The sequence below is a fragment of the Luteibacter sp. genome (assembly GCF_035539195.1).
In the GTDB taxonomy this organism is placed as follows: Bacteria; Pseudomonadota; Gammaproteobacteria; order Xanthomonadales; family Rhodanobacteraceae; genus Luteibacter.
In genome coordinates this window covers 1-19602 of the sequence record NZ_DATLIW010000029.1, presented here as the reverse complement: position 1 = coordinate 19602, position 19602 = coordinate 1, and the positions used below count along the sequence as shown (strand labels likewise).

Here is a 19602-nt window from a genome sequence, read left to right as displayed (position 1 = left end):
CATGCAGCGCGTCGGCATGAGGCGCTGAAAGGCCCACACACCCCTGAAAGGAACGTCATGAAAAGCGTCTATCTACAACTGTCCGGACCCGACTTGTTGGGCGAGTCCATGGACAAGGAACACAGTCAGTGGATCGAGCTTAACGCGTTGCGCCACCAGATGCGTCAGCCTTCCTCTGCGTACGCCTCCACTGCCGGGGGACACACCATAGGCCGCACCGAGCACGGCGATATGGCTGTGCTCAAGGAAGTCGATTCATCGAGTCCACTGCTATACCAGGCTCTTTCGGGGGGAACGACGTTTCAGTCAGCGCAGATCGATCTCTACCGCGACGCCGGTGACGGCAAACGCGTCAAGTATCTTGAGATTCAACTCAAGAGTGTTCTCATCTCGCAGATCTCGCTCGGGGTCGGCGATAGTCCTTTACCTGTCGAAACGATTTCACTCAGGTATGCCGCCATCCAGTGGAAATACCGAAAGCAGACCATCGATGGTGGCCAAGCGGGCATCACGCAGGGTGCGTGGAGCCTGACGAAGAACGATAAGACATTCGCTGTGTGACCCGCTTTGGGGTCCGCTGTGATGCGCCGCTTCGGGCGTGAACGCGGCGGCGCAGAACCGTCGGTGCCCACCCCCCGCCGCCGGCTCTCCTTCCACTCAACCGTATCGTCGTGAGAGACCTTGGTGTCCACCCTCGAGGCGAGTTCCGGACAAGTGAGTGGCCGTAGGCCAAATAGATACACGGCCGCGGAGCGGCCTTCCTTTTCGAGCGCGGAGGACTGTCTGAGCAGCGAGGGTGGACACCAAGGTCTCCCCCGCGAAACGCCCAAGTGTAGAGAGCGATGGCGCAGCCGAGCCCGCGAGGCCGAAGGCGAGCCATGATCGAGGTGCGAGGAGAGGTCACGCCTCGGCGAGCATGCCTACCAGGGTCTCTTCCAGCGCCTCCAGATCCGGGATCACCGCCGTGTCGTCGCGGACAAGGACGCGCGCGCGGACGCCAAAGGGAAGCTCGTGGCCGTCGTGCGTGGGCAGCAGGAGCTCCGCGTTGAGCGTGGTCAGGCGGGGGAAGCCGTGCGTCAGGACCGCGAGATAGGGCATGTCGGGATGATTGCTCACGCCCTTCAGCACCGCCACGCGCGGCGCCTGCGCGCTGCCCTCTTCCGGAAGCGCCGCGACATGGTCGAAACGCACCAGCGGTACCCGCCAGCCGCGCCAGGTAATCCGACCGACCAGCCATTGCGGCGCATCGGCGACGGGTTCGACACCGGTCAGCGTGATGACTTCGGCCACCGCGGCATTGGGCAGGAGCAGACGAACGCCGCCGCTGGGAATCAGGACGCAGCGGATTTCGCGCGGTAACGGCTCGCTCATGGGAATTCCTCGATCAGTTTCTGCGCCAGCGCATGAACGTCGCCGGCGAAGCCCGCCACGCGTTCCTCGCGAATGCCGGCAACCATATGTCCCGTTTCGACCTCGGGGGCGACCGTCTCGACCCAGACACGGCCACCGGCGTCGTACACCGCCTGCGAACCGGCCACCGCGTCGTTGCCGCGACCGGCGAAAACGATCGCCAGGGCGTCGGAGCCGAAGCCGCCCGCAAGCGTGCTGAAGATGCCGTCGATCGACGGGCCGGCCGCGGAACTCGGGCTGCCGTCCTCGCGCACCGTGACGCTGCCGTCGCGGCGAATCTGCACGTGCGAACCACGCGGTACGACGAGGATCTCCCCGTGCTCCGTATGCGATCCGTCGGTGGCTACGCGTGCACGGCCGAGGCGCTGCGCGAAATCCTTCGGATCGGCGTCGTGGTGCACCGCGACCAGGATGACGGCGGGCATGCGCTTGGGTAACGCGGCGACGAAAGTCGCCACCGTCGTTTCGCTCTCGCGCGCGCCACCCAGGGCGACGATGCGGCGCACCGCGCGGTTGCTGCCCTCGAGGAACATCTCATGGGAGAAGTCGCCATCGGTACGCGGCGCAACGGCCTCTTCCATCGAAACGAGCTGGAGCGACATGCCTGCCTCGAGACCGTGCGAGCCGTCGTCGACGATATCCTGGGCGAGGAATTCCGCGGCGCTCATGGTCTCGATCCCGAAATCCGCGGGTTTACCGTGGACCGGCGTCTCGATGACGATCGTGTCATGGTCGACCAGGTCCCACTCGGGAACCGGCGGAGGTACGTATTGCGTGGCGCGCGATTCGATCTGTATTGAAGGCTCGCGCAGCTCATGTGCCTGTGCCGCACCCTCGGCGTCGGCAGACAAACTGAACTGACCGATGTCGAATTCCCGCTCGACCGCGGGGGCGGGCGGAGGTGCCTCGTCGACGACTTCGAAACCGGACAGATCCAGCGACGCCAGCTCGGTGAGCTCCAGCGGCGCGGAGGGAACATCTTCGAGGCCATCGGATCCATTGATCGAGTCCGCGTCGCTGTCGGCCAGCAGCGCCTCGAGTTCGGCAGCGAGTGCGAGCGGATCCGTCCCCTCGCCTTCTTCCGCCGAATCGGCCGGCGGCTCGGAAAAGCGGATGGAATCGTCCAGGTCGTCGCTGGCACCTGCGCCAGGCGCTTCGTCGACCGCGGCGACGGCCCCGCCATCGTCACGGAGCACCATCGGCGATTCCGCATAGCCGTGGCTGCCGGTGATGGCGAGCTCGTCCACCAGCGGTTCGTCGAGCGCTTCCTCGGCCGGCGCGGCGACGCCGGCGATCGCTTCGATACGCGGCTCGATGGCACGTGCATCCTCGGGACGAGGCGGATCCATCGGCGTCGTGCCAACCAGCTTGGCGGCCAGATGTCGCGCCCAGCGGGCGCGATCCCAGCCTTCGAGATGGCGGCTGGCATCGGCGTCGTTGAAGACAAGGCGCGGGTGGCCGCCTTCGACCGTGTCGTAGAGACGGTCCAGGTCGCTATCGCTGGGGTCGTCGAGATCGACCACGACCACGTCGGCGGAGGAGCCGACCAGTTCGGCCGGTGCGAAGGCCCGCAGGTCCGACTCGTAGACGATCCGCGCACCGTGAGCGACGAGGGCGTCGCGCAGGTGCGCGGCGAGCGCCGCGTCGTCGAACAGCAGGGCGACCGACGGCTCGCGATCAGCCATGGGTCACTCCGAGCACGTCGTTGATCTGCACGATGAGGTCGTTCTCCTGGTACGGCTTGCCGATGTAGCGTTCGACACCGATATCGAACGCGCGCTGGCGATGCTTGTCGCCGGTACGCGAGGTGATCATGATGATCGGCACACCCGCCAGGCGTTCGTCCGCCTTCATCTGCGTCGCCAGTTCATAGCCGTCCATGCGCGGCATTTCGATGTCGAGCAGCATCAGGTCCGGCACGCGCTCGTTGAGTTTCTCGAGGGCGTCCACGCCGTCCTTTGCCGTCATCACTTCGAACTCGTGACGTTCCAGCACGCGGCCGGTGACCTTGCGCATGGTGATCGAATCGTCGACCACCATGACCAGTGGCTTGACGCGCACCTCGTCCTGCACACGCGGAGCGTGCGGGATGGCGGCCTCGGCCTCGAACGCGCGGCGTGCCACACCGTGGCGCACCATCGGCGCGAGGTCGAGAATCATCAGCACCGAGCCGTCGCCCATGATCGTCGCACCGAGGATGCCCGGCACCGAGCTGACCTGCGGCCCGACCGGCTTGACCACGATTTCGCGCGAGCCGAGCACGGCATCGACGCGGATCGCGGCGCGCAGGTCGCCCGAGCGAGCGAGCAGCAGGGGCACGTCGCCTTCCTCGGGCGAGGAGACCACGTGCACGCCGAGCAGCTGCGGAAGGTCGTGGATGGTGTAGTCGTCGCCGAGGTAATCGAAGCTCGGTTCCGCATCGGCCATGCGGTGCGCCAGCTCGTTGGGAGCGACGCGCGCCACGCCGTGCACGGAGGTCATCGGGATCGCGAAGTTGGTTTCGCCGATGCGTACGATCAGTGCCTGGGTCACCGCGAGGGTGAACGGCAGGCGCATCACGAACGTCGTGCCGACGCCCTTCTGCGATTCGATGCCCAACGTGCCGCCAAGCTGCTTGATCTCGTTGGCGACCACATCCATGCCGACACCGCGACCCGCGACCTGGGTCACCTTCTCCGCCGTGGAGAAACCCGGGACCTGGGTGAGCTGGAAGATCTGGTCGTCGGAGACACGGGCGTCCGGACGCAGCAAGCCACGCTCGATGGCCTTGGCCCGGATCGCGTCGCGATCCATGCCGGCGCCGTCGTCGGACAGGCGCACGACCACCTCGGTGGCTTCGCGCGACACCTGGATGCGCACGGTGCCTTCCGGGTTCTTGCCGGTGGCCTCGCGTGCCTCGGGAGCTTCGATACCGTGGGCGACCGCGTTACGCAGCATGTGCTCGAACGGCGCCTTGATGCGGTCGAGCATGTTGCGATCCATTTCGCCGTTGGCGCCTTCCACCACCAGCTGGGCCCGCTTGCCGACATCGCCGGCCGCCTGGCGCAGCGTACGGCGCAGGTTGGGCACCATGGCGTCGAACGGCAACATACGCGTCTGCATCAGGCCTTCCTGCAGTTCCGCGTTCACTCGCTGCTGCTGGAGCAGGAGGTTTTCGGACTGACGGGTCAGCTCGTCGAGGATCGTCTGCAGGGACACCAGATCGGACACCGACTCGGCCAACGCCCGCGAGTACTGCTGCAACTGCGAGAAGCGATCGAGCTCGAGCGGATCGAAGTTCGTCGCGCCCGTCTCACGGTGTTCCTGGTGGTAGCGCGCGATGATCTGCGCCTCGGTTTCGATCTCGAGCATGCGCAGCTGGCTGCGCAGGCGGCTGACCGTTTGCTCGTGCTCGGTGAGCGTCGAACGGAAACTGGCCGTCTGCTGTTCCAGGCGCGAACGGTAGATCGACACTTCGCCCGCATGGTTCACCAGCGTGTCGAGCATGTCGGCGCGGACACGGATCTGTTCCTGCGACGAGCGCTGGAGCTCCTCTTCCTCGAACTCCGGCAACAGCTCCGGCAGATCGCGATCGAGGACGGGAATCGTCTCGACGTCGTCCAGCGCTTCGAAGCTGGAAATCGGCGATGGCTCCATGATCGCCGCTTCGCGCTCTTCGCGGTAACTTTCCGCCGTGAGCGTGTCCGGGGCGATCGGCGCACCGGCGAGCCGTGCGAACGGCTCGATGTCGGCGTCGTTGAGGGTAATGGCGCGACCCAGGGCGATGCTCTGGATCATGCCGTGAAGGCGGTCGAAGCCTACCTCGGTGGCCTCGATGGACGGGCGGTCGCTCTCGCGCTGGCCACCGGCCACCGCGTCGAGCAGGGCCTCCATGGCGTGGGCAAGATCGCCCACGACAGCCAGGCCGGCCATGCGCGCACTGCCCTTGAGCGTATGCAGGTCACGCTGGAGAGCGGTGACGTGCTCCGCCGTCTGCGGATCGGTGCGCCAGGCCGCGAGGGCGCCGTCGGCGTGGTCGAGGATCTCGCGCCCCTCTTCGACGAAGACCTCGAGAAGGTCGGGGTCGATATCGGCGTACGGCGACAGCTCCGGAACCGGGGCCGCGACGGGCTCGTCGATATCGGCAAGTTCCGTCGACTCCGTGTGCTCGACGGTGGCAACGGGCGTCGACGCATCCAGCGCGAACGCTTCGTCGGCGAGGAACCCCTCTTCTTCCGAAGCCGTCTCGTCGACCGCTTCCTCATCGTCGAGGCGGGGCTCGACCAGGCCATCGTCGGTGTGCAGAACGTCGCCATCGTGCGACATCGGCTGCGGCAGGGCCGCTTCCTCGACAGCCGGCTCGTCGGCGAGACCGCCGATGAGCGAACGCCATGCGGCATCTTCTTCGGCGTCGTACTTCAGGATCGGCTTGACCTCGCCTTCCGGCTTGTCGATCTGGAAGCCCTCGAACGAAGCGAGCAGCTCGGCGGTTAGGTCGGACGTCGCGTCCGCCGTTTCGATCGGCGTGAGTTCGATATCCGGGATGGCATCGTTCTCATCCGGCGCATCGGCGGCCGTGGCAGGCTCCGCCGGCGCCTCGGCGACGTGCTGCGCGTGCTCGGCCGCAGCCGATTCACGTGCGGCGAGCTCGCCGGCCAACATGGCTTCGAGTTCGGCTTCGAGACTTTCGGGCGTGGCGTTCGTCGGCACGAGGTCGTCGTGCACGGGCGCTTCGGCGTCGAGCGAGGTCTCGATGGCGGGCTCCGAGACGGGCTCCACGACGGGATCCACGACGGGATCCGCAGCGGGCTCCGCGAACGGCGCCGCGCTGTCGCGCAGGAATGCTTCCAGCTCGTCCTCTTCGAACGTGATGTCCGCGAGCGCGTCGTCGAGTTCGCCAGCCGGCTCCTCGAACGAAAGCACCTCGTGAGCCGCAGGTGCGTCGTCGACCGCCGCTTCGTCTTCCAGCGGCTGCGGGTCGGGCTCGTACAGGATATGAGCGACGGTGGCTTCCGGCTGTTCGTCACGCAGCGCGACGATCTGCGCGGCGAGGGCGGACACGTCGGGGACGCGCGGATCGGGCGCGTCGAACTGGTCCATCACGTGATCGACCAGATCGGCCGCGTCGGTGAGCGCGTCCACGCCCGCCGGGCGCAGCGGCACGCCACTGGCGCGGACGCGTTTGATCAGGCCCTCGAGTGGCGCGAGCACCTGGATCAGCACCGGGATGTCGACCATGCCGATAGCACCGTGCAACGTATGCACGGCACGCAGCAGGCCGTCGTCCACCGGCAGCTCGCCGTCGCCGGCAAGGGCGAGGTTGGCGCGGATGACGTGCAGGTACTGAGCCACCTCGGTACGCAGAATATCCAGCAGGACCGCGTCGACCGGGGGCAGCGGAGGGGCCACGTACGGCGGCTCCATCGGTGTCGCCTCGACCGGTTCCGACGGGGTGTGGCCGTATCCGGCGAACGCGGCGGTCGGCACAGCGGCGATGGTGTCGCGCGGGACACGACGCTTGACCTTGGTGCGAACGGTATGGACCGAGCTCTTCGCCACGTCTTCGACGAAGGCGCTGTCGCCCATGGCCAGGCGATCGGCCGTTTCCATGATCGCGGCGATCGGCGCACCCGGGGTCGACTCGCCTTCCAGCGCGGACTTGAGCTGCGGAAGCGCATCCACTGCATGGCGGATGAGTGCCTGCACACCGTCGTGCGGGGTGATCGTCTGGTCCAGAACACGATTGAGCATGTTCTCGACCTTCCAGGCGAACTCGCCCAGCAGGCGCGCGCCGACCAGGCGGCCGGAGCCCTTCAGCGTGTGGAACGAACGACGGATCGGCACCAGCGCCTCGATCCGTTCCGGATCCTTGAGCCAGGCGCCCTGCGCGGCGAGCAGGTTGCCGATCTCTTCCTCGGTTTCCTCGAGGAAAATCTCGCGAATCTCGTCGTCGATACCATCGACGGTGATCTGGAAGCCAGCGAACTCGGCATTGCCGTTGCCACCGACCTCCTGCTCGACTTCTTCTTCGATCTCGACCCAGTCTTCCTCGCCCGTCGCGGCAGCGGCCGTATCGTGAGCCACGGCTTCGCTGGCATGCGCCTGCGCCGCTTCGATCTCCGCCTCGGTGGGCGGCTCGTCGAGAAGGTCGAAGGTTTCGGCAAAGCTGGAGACGGTCTCGCCAGTGTCGACACTGGTCGAGGGCACGGCGATGTGTTCGATGGCGGCGGTGTCGATCGCCTCCAGCGCGGCGTCACCGAGCGATACCGGCTCGTCCACGACCGGAACCGGCCAGTAGCCGAGTTCGGCAAGGCTCTGCTGGGTCACATCGAGAATGTGCTCGAGGCCACCGCGATGTTCGCGCGCGGCTTCCAGGTAATACTCGAGCGCGGCCAGCGCGTCGGCGAGGCGATCCATCTGCGCGCCGTTGGGCACGCGGCGGTCGCCGAGCAGTTCACGGTGAATGAACAGGCCGATGCCGTCGGAGAGCTCGGCCGGGCGCGGCGCGCCGAGCATGCGCATGGCGCCGCCGATCTCGCCCATGAGCTCGGGCGTGCCCTCGAGCTGGGCGTGATCCCACGACGATTCGACGAAGGCGACGATCGCGTCCTTCACCTTCGAGGTATTGGTCGTGGCTTCGCGCATCAACGTGGAAAGGATGTGTCGTGCTTCGCTACGCGGCAGCGGCGACGGACCCGAATCGGAAACCGGGGCGTCGCCCTCGCCTTCCGCGCCGAGGCGTTCGATATGGTCGTCCAGCGAGGCTTCGACATAGAGCAGCGCACCGGCCACGTCGAGCAAGGACTCTTCGTCGGGCAGACGCTGCCCGGTGGCGATCTCGCCGAGGATCCGGCGTTGCTCGCCGACGACGCGGCGCGGCACGCCCAGGGCAAGCATGCCCAGCGTATCGCCGACGCGGTCGAGCACCTCGGCCTGGGGGCCAAGCTGTGCGGGGTCGCCGTCGGGGCGACGCAGGAAAAGATCGAGCGATTCCTTCACCCGCAGCAGGTCTTCCTTGATCGCCGCCGACACCGTGTCGAGCAGCGCGCGGTTGTGCCCGGACATGGAGCCACGGGCGTGTTCGAGCTCGGCGGCGCGCGGCAGCAGGCCGTCCAGGCGATAGGTCTGGCGCAGTTCCTCGATCCGGTCGCTGCCGGTCTTGGCCTGGGCAACGTAATAAAGGAGCTTGCGCGCGAGATCGTCGGATTCGCCGGTGAGCAGGACATCCTCACCGCCTTCCACGAGCTCGCGAATGGAACGATCGACGCGACCGATCAGCTGGCGGACGTCTTTTTCGTGGGCACGCAATACCCCGCGTTCGAGGCCTTCAAGGACACCGGCGGCGATCCACCACAGGCGACGGCCGGCGATGGTGTAGCAGCGCGCGGCGATCGCGTCGAGCGTGGCACGCATGCCGAGCAACTGACGCTCGTTGCCCTGCCCACGGAACCATGCAAGCAACTGCTGCTGGAAACGCACGCGCAACTCGGCCAACTCGGCGCGATGCGCCTCGGCCACGGCCGGGTCGCTCGCTCCGGGGGCGCCGATCGGCAGCATGGTATCGAGGTTGGGCGTGAACAGCGCGGACTCGTGCAACGACTGCTCGCCGCGGCTCGCACGCAGATCGTTGAGCAGGGGCAGCAGCACGATCGGCACGTCGCGATGACCGCTCTGCAGACGCTCGAGGTAATCGGGCATCTGCATCATGCCGCGCATCAGCGCGGCATAGGCGTCATCGCGGTGGGCGACGCGATCGTCGATCAATGCGGCGACCAGCTGCTCCATCTCGCCGACGACCATCGCGGCGCCATAAAGCTCGACCATACGCAGCGTGCCGTGGACCTGGTGCAGGTCGGCGGCGCAGGTGTGCATGACGTAGGCGTCGCGAGAATCCTCGACATACGACTCGAGGGCCTGGCGTGCCTTGGACAGGGCGTCGTCGAGCTCCGCCTTGACCCAATGCAGCGTGGTGAAATCGGTATGGTCTTGAAGTCTCACTGCATCAGCCCGGCAGCTTGAAGTTCGCGACGGACAGGCGCAGGTCGTTCGCGAGCTGGGCCAGGTTGCCGATCGATTCGGCCGTCTGGCTCGCGCCCAACGACGTCTGCGACGTGATCTCCTGGATGACGTTCATCGTTGCCGAGGTATCGGTCGCCGCAGCGGACTGCTGGCGTGCCGCGGCGGAGATGTTCTGAATCAGTGCCGACAGATCGTTCGAGACGCGCTCGATGTCGCCCAGCGCGGTACCCGCGTCCTCGGCCAGTCGGGCACCGGCGACCACCTCGGCCGTGGTCTGTTCCATCGAACTGACCGCCTCGTTGGTATCGGACTGAATGGTCTGCACCAGCGTTTCGATTCGCTTGGTCGCGCTCGCCGAGCGTTCGGCGAGGCGCTGCACTTCGTCCGCGACGACCGCGAAACCGCGACCCGCCTCGCCGGCCGAGGCCGCCTGGATGGCCGCGTTGAGTGCGAGGATGTTGGTCTGCTCGGCAATGTCGTTGATCAGTTCCACGATCGAGCCGATCTCCTGGGACGACTCACCCAGCCGCTTGATTCGCTTCGAGGTTTCCTGGATCTGGTCACGAATCGAGTCCATGCCCTGGATCGTCTCGCGCACCACTTCCGCGCCGCGCGATGCGATCTGCACCGAGCGCTGCGCCACGTCGGCCGACTCCGCCGAATCCTTCGACACGGTATCCATCGAGGTCGCGATCTGGTTGATGGCCGACGTCGCCGAGGTGATCTGCTGCGCCTGCTGCTCGGCCGCGTCGGCGAGGTGCATGGCGGTCGCCTGCGTTTCCTGTGCCGCCGCGGAGACGCGAACCGCCGTTTCGTTAATCGTGGTGACGAGGTTGCGCATCTCGTCGACCGCGGAGTTCATGGCGTCCGCGATCGCGCCGGTGATGTCTTCGGTCACCGTGGCCTTGATGGTCAGGTCGCCTTCGGCGAGCGTACCCATCTCGTCCAGCAACCGCATAATCGCGGTCTGGTTGCGCTGGTTCAATTCCGAGGTGCTCTCGAGGCGGCGACGCTGGTCGCGCACGAGGGTCACGACGAGCAGCAGGGCGAAGGCTACCGTGGCGAGTGCGCCGACGAGACCCCAGCCCACGTTCGGGAAGAGGCGGAACTTCTTCGCGATCTGGTCCGCGGATTCGTTCGCGCGGAGCAGAACGGTCTGCGAGTCCAGCGATGCCTGGTTACCGGCGCGCTTCACGTCCTGCAGGTTGGGCGATGCCGCGACCAGCTGGGCCACCGGGTCGACCAAGTCGCCCCACGAGGTCTGCATGCCTTCGAGAATCTTGCGCGCGTTGGTGTCGGTCATCGCGCGAACGCCGCCGTCGGCGTTGCCGTCGATGAGGCCCTTGAGCACCGCACCGTAAAGCTGGGCATCGCGGGACAAGCCATCGGCCGCGGACTGCGCACCGTCGCCACCCTGCAGGATTTCCTGCACGCGGCGGATCATGCGGTCGGCCATCAGCATCCAGCGCGCGATGGTGAAGGTCTGCTCGGACGAAGCGTTTTTCTGCTGGACGATGTTCAGCACCTCGTCGGTACGCGAGTTCAGCAGTGGCATCTGCTTGGAGAACAGGTCGGCGCGCTCACCTGAACTCAGGACCAGGTCCTTGTTCGAGAGGATCTTGCCGATGTCCGCGTCCAGCTGGTGCCAGGCGTTGGCCAGGGCGCCCACCGAGCGACCCGACGGCGTCGCGTCGTTCTCCGCGTAGGAAGGCATGCCGGTCTTCTCATCGCCCTTGACCAGTCGCTGCACCGCCGAATCGATGGTGTTACGCGTGGCTGCCAGTTCGCGGAAGGAATCGCGGTTGCCGTCCGATGCCTCGAGTGCGTACTTCGCGGTCTGCTGCGAAAGCACCTGCACCTGGGTCGTCAGCGCGATGGCCTCGCGATCCTCACCGTTCTTGATGTTCAGCCACCAGAAGTCGACCGACGCCAAACCGATAGCCAGAAGCAGGGCCACGATAACCATCGTGTAACCACGTTCCCGGCCTGCGCCCCCTGTTGTCGTACTCATACTCACCTCGACCAAACCTGGCAAAGCTAGTCACCGCGCCCCGAATGAGGTCGTCGGCATGACGAAGCGGCCGCACTGGCCGCCCCTCCGTTCCCATCGCAGGCGCGTTACCGCTCCCGCCTATCCTGTTGCGGGGCGGCCACCCGGCCGTCCCGTCCCCCATGGAAGCGCTTAGAGCGCCGCCTGCCGGAAATCCGGCGCACGAACCAGGCGGCTCATGCTGAAAAGCCCGAACGATTGCTCGCCCAGCTGTACGTTTTCCGCGACGAACCGCGCCAGGCGCGGATCGAGTTCTTCGTTACCGGTACCGCGCTGCGACTCGTCCATGGTGCGCTGGCCGAACACCTCGTCGACCAGCAGTCCCACCGTACCGCCGTGCTGGCGGACCAGCAGCAACCGCGTACGTTCGGATGAAGGCGTGCGCTCGTCGAACAGGAACCGGCCCAGGTCGATCGCCGGAACCAGGTTGCCGCGAACATTGGCCACACCCATCAGCCAGGGCTGCGTGCCTGGCACATTGGTCAGCGGCGGCACGGCGAGCAGTTCGTTGATCTCCTCGATGCCGCTGACGAAGGCACGGCGACCGATACGGAAGCCGATGCCACGCCACAGGCCCAGCGATTCGACCCGCTCGGGCGCGCCGGCGGAGTGCGCCAGGCAGGCGCGTTCGTAATGGGCGAGCAGTTCGAAAGGCGTTTGTGCCGCATTCTCGCTCATGGCGCCCTCAATGCTTGTTCGGCAGCAGGCTGGCGATGGTCGAGAGCAGTTCCTTCTCGTTCACCGGCTTGGTGATGAAGGCCTTCGCACCCTGGCGCAGCCCCCACACGCGGTCCGTTTCCATGGACTTGGTCGTGATCATCACCACGGGCACGTCGGACGTGGCCGGATCGCGGCTAAGCGTCCGGGTGGCCTGGAAGCCGTTCATGCCGGGCATGATGACGTCCATGATGACCAGGTCAGGCTTGCTCGCACGGATGCTATCGATACCCGACTCGGCGTTGTCGACGCTGGAAACGGAGAAACCCGCCTTCTCCAGCAGCGTGGTGAACACGCGTACGTCGGTCGGCGAGTCGTCAATGATCAGAATTTTTGCCACACGTCCCCCTGGACGTCGATAAGCGGAGTTTTGGTCAGCTCGCCGTCGCGTAACGATGAATCGCGCCGAGGAGCTCGTCGCGGGTGAATGGTTTGGTGAGGTATTGCTCCGCGCCCACGATGCGTCCGCGCGCCTTGTCGAACAGACCGTCCTTGGAGGACAGCATGATCACCGGCGTTCCGCGGAATTGGGCGTTGTTCTTGATCAGCGCACAGGTCTGGTAGCCGTCCAGGCGCGGCATCATGATGTCGACGAAGATGATGTTCGGCTTCTGGTCGGAAATCTTTGCCAGCGCCTCGAACCCATCGACCGCGGTCAGAACGTCGCAGCCTTCCTTCTTCAGCAGGGTCTCGGCCGTGCGTCGGATGGTTTTCGAATCGTCGATGACCATGACCCGCAAGCCGGTCAGATCGGTACCACGTCCGTTTTCGTTCACTGCGCCCCCGTAGCACGCACAAAAAAACCGCAAATCCCACCGCAGGATAGCTGGTTTGATGCCGGCTGATCCGTGCGCTGGGTCGTCTCCCGGAACCTGGGCTCCGGTGGTCCGCTCTTCGGCGTTCCTCCCGTTCGCTGTTTAATGGTTGGCCGGGTCGCCGTCAAGATGAATTGTTCTTAAAGGGAAAATTCCTTGTGAAATTGCGACCCCTCCCCCACTAGACTTGGCACCTTTCCTGCTCTTCCGGACACCTCCCATGTCGCTCTCCGTTGCGGTCCTGATGGACCCCATCCGCGCCATCAAGATCGCCAAGGACTCCACCTTCGCCATGTTGCTGGAGGCCTCCCGCCGGGGCCACACCTTGTTCTACATGGAGCAGGGCGACCTGGCATTGCGCAGCGGCGAGGCCTGGGCACGCCTGCGCCCCCTGACGGTGAAAGAGGATCCGAGCGGCTGGTTCACCCTGGGCGAGCCGACATGGCGCCCGCTGGCCGAGGTCGACATCGTCCTCGCCCGCAAGGACCCGCCGGTGGACGCCCAGTTCATTTACGACACCATGGTCCTGGAGCGCGCCCAGCGCGCCGGCTGCAAGGTGATCAACGACCCGCGCAGCCTGCGTGACTGCAACGAAAAGCTCTTTTCGCTCGATTTCCCCCAGTGCATCGTCCCGGCCCTGGTCTCGCGCGATGCCGCCGAGCTTCGCCGTTTCGTCGCCGAGCATGGCGAGGTGGTCCTCAAGCCGCTGGACGGCATGGGCGGCCGGGGCATCTTCCGGGTCAAGCACGGCGACGCCAACCTCAACTCCATGCTGGAGACCCTGCTCGATGGCTCCCGCAACTTCACGGTGGTCCAGAAGTACATTCCCGAAATCACGGCAGGCGACAAGCGCATCCTCCTGATCGATGGCGAACCGGTGCCCTATGCCCTGGCCCGTATCCCCCAGGGCGACGAATTCCGCGGCAACCTGGCCGCCGGCGGACGGGGCGAAGGCCGACCGCTCTCCGACCGCGACCGCTGGATCGCCGCCCAGGTCGGCCCGGAACTGGTCCGCCGTGGGTTGCGCTTCGTCGGCCTGGACGTCATCGGCGACTACCTGACCGAGATCAACGTCACATCTCCGACCTGTATCCGCGAACTGGACGCCCAGTTCGGCATTAACATCGCGGGGCTGCTGTTCGACGCAATCGAGGCCCGATGACGACCCGTACCACCGGCGCCGACCTGTTCGGCGCGACCCTGCTGTTTTCGCTGCTGCTGCACGGTGTCGTCATCCTCGGCATCACCTTCGATGCGGAGAAGCCCAAACCGAGCGTTCCCACGCTCGACGTCACCCTTGTGGACGTCGCCAACCAGGAGCAGCCGGACAAGGCCGACTTCCTTGCCCAGGCGAGCAATTCGGGCGGCGGCGACCAGGACAAGGCCGCGCGCCCGTCCGAGCCGGTGTCCGGCCCGTTGCCGACGCCCAACCAGGGCCTGACCGCACAGCCCAGGGACGCACAGGCGCCGGCGCCCACCGAGCGCACCCCCGCCCAGTTGCTGACCACCTCCGGGGAGACGGGCTTCACCGTCGACTCCAGCAAGGAGCAGGTCGAGCGGAAGGAACGGCCCGTGCCGGTCTCGGACGAGGAAGTGCAGCGCAAGCTCGAGATGGCGAAGCTGTCGGCCGAGGTCCGCGAGCAGTCGCAGGCATATGCCAAGCGCCCGAAGAAGAAATTCATCTCGTCGAACACCCGCGAGTACGTCTACGCCGCTTACATGAAGGGCTGGGTCGGTCGCGTGGAGCGCGTCGGCAACCTGAATTATCCGGATGAGGCCCGGCGTCAGGGTGTCTACGGTGAGCTGGTGCTCACGGTGGGCCTCAACCGCGACGGCTCGATCAAGAGCATGGACGTGATCAAGAGCTCGGGGCACAAGCTGCTCGACGAGGCCGCCCAGCGCATCGTGCGCCTCGCCGCGCCCTTCCCCACCCTGCCGGCGGACAAGACACGAGTGGACGAGCTGTACATCACGCGCACCTGGCAGTTCTTGCCGGGCAATGTGCTGCGGAATTACTGAATCGTTGTGGGAGCCGATTCATCGGCGATCCCGCGGCAGCGGGCCAGCCGAGCCTTGGGATGAAGCTTCCGGCTATCCCGCTCCGTTGGCTTTTCGCCGCTGAAGCGGCTCCCACATTTTCTGTTTGGGCAACAGCTTCTATTTGGGCAACAGCTGGTCGGCTTCGCTGATATACGCCTTGCCGGCCTTGCGATCCCAGACGCACAGCTCCCGTCCCGGCCGGTTGTTCATGTGCTTCTGCGGATAACGTCCGGCCAGTACCAGCGCCGTCACCGGCACGCGATCGTCGTACCGGATCGGACCGCCGACCGGCTTCGCATCCTTCAGGCCGCTGGCTGCGATGCAGGCCTTCGTCAGGCGCTGGTCGTAGTCGTTCCAGGCGGTCGGTGACGAGGCCAGCGCCGAGGACGCGACGAGCCCTCCCGCGGCGACGATAAAAACCTTTGCAAACATCATCTTCCTCATCCGACAGCCTCCTTTGGCATAGGCCCACAAGCTAGCTGCATGGCGCTGAATATTCGCGCACGAGTCATGTTCGTAGCGGCTACAATGAGACCATGACGATCGCCAACACCTTCGCGGGGCAATTCCTCATCGCGATGCCCACCCTCGCCGAACCCCCGTTCGCGCGCGGCGTCGCCTTTCTCTGCCAGCACGGCGAAGACGGCGCGGTCGGCCTGCTCATCAACCAGATCTCCGAATACCGCCTCGGCGACGTACTCGCGCAAATGAAACTGCAGTGCGAAGACCCGGAGATCGCCGACTATCCGGTGCTCATCGGTGGCCCCGTGCAGCAGGAGCGCGGTTTCGTGCTTCATCGCGAGCCGGGTCACTGGGACTCCAGCTACCGCGTGAACGAAGACTGGTCGGTCACCACCTCGCGCGACATCCTCGTCGCCATGGCCAAGGGCGAAGGCCCGCGCCGTGCCGTCGTCACGCTGGGCTATGCGGGCTGGGAAGCCGGCCAGCTCGAGCAGGAAGTGATGGACAACGCCTGGCTGACCACCCGCGCCGACGAACGCATCATCTTCGACACGCCGCTGGACGAACGCTGGACCGCGGCCACGCGCAAGTTAGGTGTCAGCGACCCCTCCCAGATCGCCGGCTATGCCGGCCATGCCTGAGCACGGGGCGCGATGAGCTGTCTGTTCGGGTTCGACGTCGGGACGAAGATCGTCGGCGTCGCTGTCGGCAATCGCCTCACCGGGACCGCGCGAGCACTTGCCGCCGTGCCCGTCCGCGACGGCGAGCCTGACTGGCAGGTCATGGATAACCTGCGCCGCGAGTGGCTGCCGGCGGAACTCGTTGTCGGTCTGCCACTGGACAACGAAGGCAAGGAACAACCGATGACACGCACCGCGCGCCGCTTCGCCGAGCGGATCGGCGAGCGCTATGGGTTGCCTGTCGCCTTCGCCGACGAACGCATGAGTTCGCAGGAGGCGGCACGCCGCTTTGCCGCGGCGCGCGCGGCCGGCACGCGCAAGAAATCCGATGTGAAATCGATCGACGCCGAAGCCGCCGCGGTGATTCTCGAATCGCATCTCGCCCAGTTCTGAAACCGCTTTATCCACCTTGAGGACGTCGACGTCATGTCACAACGCCTGCGCCACCTGACCACCCTCGAGAACCTGCCGCGCGACACCATCGAGCGCTTGCTCGACCGCGCCAACAGCATGCGCGAAGCGACCGCGCATGGCACGCGCAAGCTCGATCTGCTGAGCGGCCGTACGGTGCTCAATCTGTTCTTCGAGCCTTCCACGCGCACGCGTACCTCGTTCGAGCTGGCCGCGCGCCGGCTGGGTGCCGACGTCATCAACTTCGACATCGGCTTCTCGTCCACGGCCAAAGGCGAAGAACTGTTCGATACCTTGCATACGCTCGAAGCGATGCACCTGGACACGATTATCGTGAGGCACAAGGAGTCGGGCACGCCGGACTCGCTGGTGAAGCACGCGATGAGCGGCGTGGCCGTGGTCAACGCCGGCGACGGCAACCGCGCCCACCCCACCCAAGGCCTGCTCGACGCGCTGACCATCCGCAACCACCATCCGGATTTTCGCAAGCTGCGCATCGTCATCTGCGGTGACGTACGTCACTCTCGCGTGGCCCGCTCGGATGTGCATGCCTTCACGGCACTGGGTGCGAAGGATGTCCGCCTGGTGGGGCCGTCGTCCCTGCTGCCCGCCGAGGGCGAACTGGACGGTGTGACCCTCCACGACGATTTCGACGAGGCGATCGAAGGCGCCCACGCAGTGATCATGCTGCGCCTTCAGAAAGAACGCATGGCCACCACGGACCTGCCCGACGAAGCCGCCTACTTCGAGCGCTTCGGCCTGGACACGAAGCGCCTGGCCCGTGCCGCGAAGGGCTGCCTGGTCATGCACCCCGGCCCGATCAATCGGGGCATCGAGATCGCCGGCGACGTCGCCGACGGGGCTCAGTCGCGCATTCTCGAACAGGTCGGCAATGGGGTATTCGTGCGAATGGCCGTCCTGGCGGAAGTGATGGGACGCTGATCCCGCGCTCGGCCCGGCTTCCGGCATAATGGTCGGACCAAGGGACAACTCAAACAACGGGATACGAAATGCGACCGACGAAGCGACTCATCGCGCTCGGCGTCGCCAGCGTGCTGCTGGCGGCCTGCGGCCACAAGGACAAGGACGCCCCACTGGCCTTCGTGCCAGCCGATACACCGTACGTGGCCGCCAGCCTCGACAAGCTGGACGACGATGCCTATGAGGCGATGCTCAACCAGGTCAACACCGAGCTGCCTGGCCAGGTCGCCCAGATGAAGGCGTTCGCGCAGGACATGGAAGCCAAGGGCAACGTGGACGGCTCCCACCTGATGAAGGCCGTCGCCGCCGAGTTCGACGGCAAGACCGCCGAAGCGGCACTGAAGAACCTCGGCCTCGACATCAAGACCGGCTCGGCCATCTATGGCCTCGGCCTCAGCCCCGTGGCCCGTGTGTCGCTCGCCGATCCGGCCGCCTGGGAGGCCTTCGTGGGCCGCCTCGAGACCGCCTACGGCAAGAAGCTGGAGACCGCCGATGCCGGCGGCCAGGCCTACCGTCATGTGACCCTTTCCGATACCGGCGTCCAGATGGTCATCGCCACCGTGGGCAAGCAGGCCGTGGTCTCGCTGCTACCGGCGGATGCCGCGCAGCCGACGATCCGCCAGGCCCTGGGCGCGGACCGTCCTGAGAAGAGCCTGCAGGAAGACGGTCGCCTCGCCGACCTGGCCAAGGACAAGGGCTACAAGGACTACGCTGTCGGCCAGGTCGACCTGACCCGCCTCCTGCCGCTGATCGCAGCCGGCAAGGATCCCCTCTTCGCCGCCTTCATCAAGGCGCAGTCGGCCAAGACCGGCGAGCCTGCCCCGGTGCTGCCGCCGAGCTGCCAGACCGAAGCCACGCGCATCGCGGCACGCATCCCGTCGATCAGCTTCGGCTACACCAAGCTCGACCTGCACCACCAGGACCAGCGCGTCGACGTCGCTCTTGCCGACGACATCACCAAGGCCTTCTCGGGCCTGAAGGTGGAGCTGCCCGGCCTGGGCCAGGACGCAGCAGCACCGTTCGACGTCAGCCTCGCACTGCCGGTCGAGCAGATCCGCACGTTCATGACCGCGCAGTCGGAAGCCGTGGCGGCCAAGCCGTTCGAGTGCCCCGCGTTCGCCAACATGAACGACAGTTTCACCAAGCTCGGTTCGACCATGCAGCAGGCCGCCATTCCGCCGTTCGGCGACATTCGCGGCGTCCGTATCGTCATCGACACGTTCAAGCCGGCCGCATCCGCGGCGCAGATGCCGCAGGTCACCGGTCGCGTCGTGCTCGCTACGCGCAACGCCCCAGGCCTGCTGGCGATGGGCCAGGCCGTGCTCGGCGGCGACTTCAAGCTCGCCGGCGATGGCAAGCCAGCCGCTCTGCCGGCGAACATCGTCGGCATGCTCGGCATGCCAGGCTGGGCCGCGATGAACGGTCAGGCCATTGCGATCGGCGTGGGCCCCGGCGAAGACGCAAAGCTCGATGAAGTCCTCATGGCCAGCACCGGCGATGCCGGCCGCCTCAGCCGCATGCATCTCAACGGCGACATGTACCGCAGTTGGGTTGACGTCATGGCGGATAAGGCGCAGACCTACGCCAACGCGATGACCACGGCCGCAGGCGCCGACGGCGCACCGGAAAGCCAGGCCGAAGACACCGCGGCTGCCCAGCGCTCGAAGGCGCAGTTCGACGCCATGAAGGCCCAGGCCACCCGCGTGGTCCAGGTCACCGGCGAAGCGCACATGGAAGACAAGGGGCTGGTCATCTCCGGCGCGGTCGAATACAAATAAACCTCGCAACCCCGCGTAACGAAAAGCGTCCTTCGGGGCGCTTTTTTTTTGCTATCGGAACGGGGGCTCGGGCTCGCACTCGGGCTCGCCTTTGGCCTCGCCTTCGTTTGGCTCGCGTTGCGTCGCAAGAGCCGGCGGGTCTCACCCTCGGGGCACCGTCTACGGCGACCCGCGTCGGAAGGGCCGCGTGCCGCGGCCGTGTACTTATTGCCCTACGGGCCGGGTCGGGCTCCGCCCGGGGGTTTCCGAATCGGCTTCCT

Annotated in this window: 15 protein-coding genes; 7 read left to right on the top strand and 8 right to left on the bottom strand. The window is 66.1% G+C overall.

Annotated elements, in window-relative coordinates; all coding sequences use genetic code 11:
• Positions 1 to 57: 57 nt before the first annotated feature.
• Positions 58 to 561 carry a type VI secretion system tube protein Hcp gene (locus VM621_RS09175; RefSeq protein WP_325468665.1) on the top strand — a complete coding sequence of 168 codons (504 nt, stop codon included), beginning with the start codon at positions 58 to 60 and terminating at the stop codon, positions 559 to 561.
• 339 nt (positions 562 to 900) lie between these two features.
• Here VM621_RS09175 and VM621_RS09170 read toward each other — a convergent pair whose 3' ends face one another.
• The 7 genes from VM621_RS09170 to pilG all read right to left on the bottom strand — a co-directional run bounded on the left by VM621_RS09170 (position 901) and on the right by pilG (position 12906).
• Positions 901 to 1371 carry a chemotaxis protein CheW gene (locus VM621_RS09170; RefSeq protein WP_325468664.1) on the bottom strand — a complete coding sequence of 157 codons (471 nt, stop codon included), beginning with the start codon at positions 1369 to 1371 and terminating at the stop codon, positions 901 to 903.
• Positions 1368 to 3095 carry a chemotaxis protein CheB gene (locus VM621_RS09165; protein ID WP_325468663.1) on the bottom strand — a complete coding sequence of 576 codons (1728 nt, stop codon included), beginning with the start codon at positions 3093 to 3095 and terminating at the stop codon, positions 1368 to 1370. Before VM621_RS09165 ends, VM621_RS09170 begins: the two co-directional genes overlap by 4 nt.
• Positions 3088 to 9387: an Hpt domain-containing protein gene (locus VM621_RS09160; protein WP_325468662.1), complete on the bottom strand. Its 6300-nt coding sequence runs from the start codon at positions 9385 to 9387 to the stop codon at positions 3088 to 3090. Before VM621_RS09160 ends, VM621_RS09165 begins: the two co-directional genes overlap by 8 nt.
• A gap of 4 nt (positions 9388 to 9391) precedes the next feature.
• Positions 9392 to 11374, bottom strand: a complete 1983-nt coding sequence (locus tag VM621_RS09155; protein WP_325468766.1) for a methyl-accepting chemotaxis protein — start codon at positions 11372 to 11374, stop codon at positions 9392 to 9394.
• 216 nt (positions 11375 to 11590) lie between these two features.
• Positions 11591 to 12136 (bottom strand): chemotaxis protein CheW, encoded by a 546-nt coding sequence (locus VM621_RS09150; RefSeq protein WP_325468661.1) that lies wholly within the window; start codon positions 12134 to 12136, stop codon positions 11591 to 11593.
• Positions 12137 to 12143: 7 nt separating this feature from the next.
• Positions 12144 to 12515, bottom strand: a complete 372-nt coding sequence (locus tag VM621_RS09145) for a response regulator (RefSeq protein WP_325468660.1) — start codon at positions 12513 to 12515, stop codon at positions 12144 to 12146.
• Positions 12516 to 12549: 34 nt separating this feature from the next.
• Entirely contained in the window at positions 12550 to 12906 is a 357-nt protein-coding gene (pilG, locus tag VM621_RS09140) for a twitching motility response regulator PilG (RefSeq protein ID WP_051944199.1), read from the bottom strand.
• Positions 12907 to 13210: 304 nt separating this feature from the next.
• On the opposite strand from pilG, the gene gshB reads away from it, so the two are divergent.
• A complete protein-coding gene (gene gshB / locus VM621_RS09135) occupies positions 13211 to 14152 on the top strand; it encodes a glutathione synthase (protein WP_325468659.1) in 942 nt (313 codons plus the stop codon).
• Positions 14149 to 15009 carry an energy transducer TonB gene (locus tag VM621_RS09130; protein WP_325468658.1) on the top strand — a complete coding sequence of 287 codons (861 nt, stop codon included), beginning with the start codon at positions 14149 to 14151 and terminating at the stop codon, positions 15007 to 15009. Before gshB ends, VM621_RS09130 begins: the two co-directional genes overlap by 4 nt.
• Before the next feature lie 138 nt (positions 15010 to 15147).
• On the opposite strand, the gene VM621_RS09125 is transcribed toward VM621_RS09130, so the two are convergent.
• Entirely contained in the window at positions 15148 to 15474 is a 327-nt protein-coding gene (locus tag VM621_RS09125; protein WP_325468657.1) for a hypothetical protein, read from the bottom strand.
• A gap of 92 nt (positions 15475 to 15566) precedes the next feature.
• On the opposite strand from VM621_RS09125, the gene VM621_RS09120 reads away from it, so the two are divergent.
• The 4 genes from VM621_RS09120 (at position 15567) to VM621_RS09105 (ending at position 19342) form a co-directional block, all read left to right on the top strand.
• Entirely contained in the window at positions 15567 to 16133 is a 567-nt protein-coding gene (locus tag VM621_RS09120) for a YqgE/AlgH family protein (RefSeq protein ID WP_325468656.1), read from the top strand.
• A 12-nt stretch (positions 16134 to 16145) separates the two neighbouring features.
• Entirely contained in the window at positions 16146 to 16565 is a 420-nt protein-coding gene (gene ruvX / locus VM621_RS09115; protein WP_325468655.1) for a Holliday junction resolvase RuvX, read from the top strand.
• A gap of 33 nt (positions 16566 to 16598) precedes the next feature.
• Positions 16599 to 17525, top strand: coding sequence for an aspartate carbamoyltransferase catalytic subunit (locus VM621_RS09110; protein WP_325468654.1), 927 nt, complete (start codon positions 16599 to 16601; stop codon positions 17523 to 17525).
• A gap of 68 nt (positions 17526 to 17593) precedes the next feature.
• The gene (locus VM621_RS09105) at positions 17594 to 19342 is read left to right on the top strand and encodes a hypothetical protein (RefSeq protein ID WP_325468653.1); all 1749 of its coding nucleotides are present in this window, start codon (positions 17594 to 17596) and stop codon (positions 19340 to 19342) included.
• Positions 19343 to 19602 lie beyond the last annotated feature (260 nt).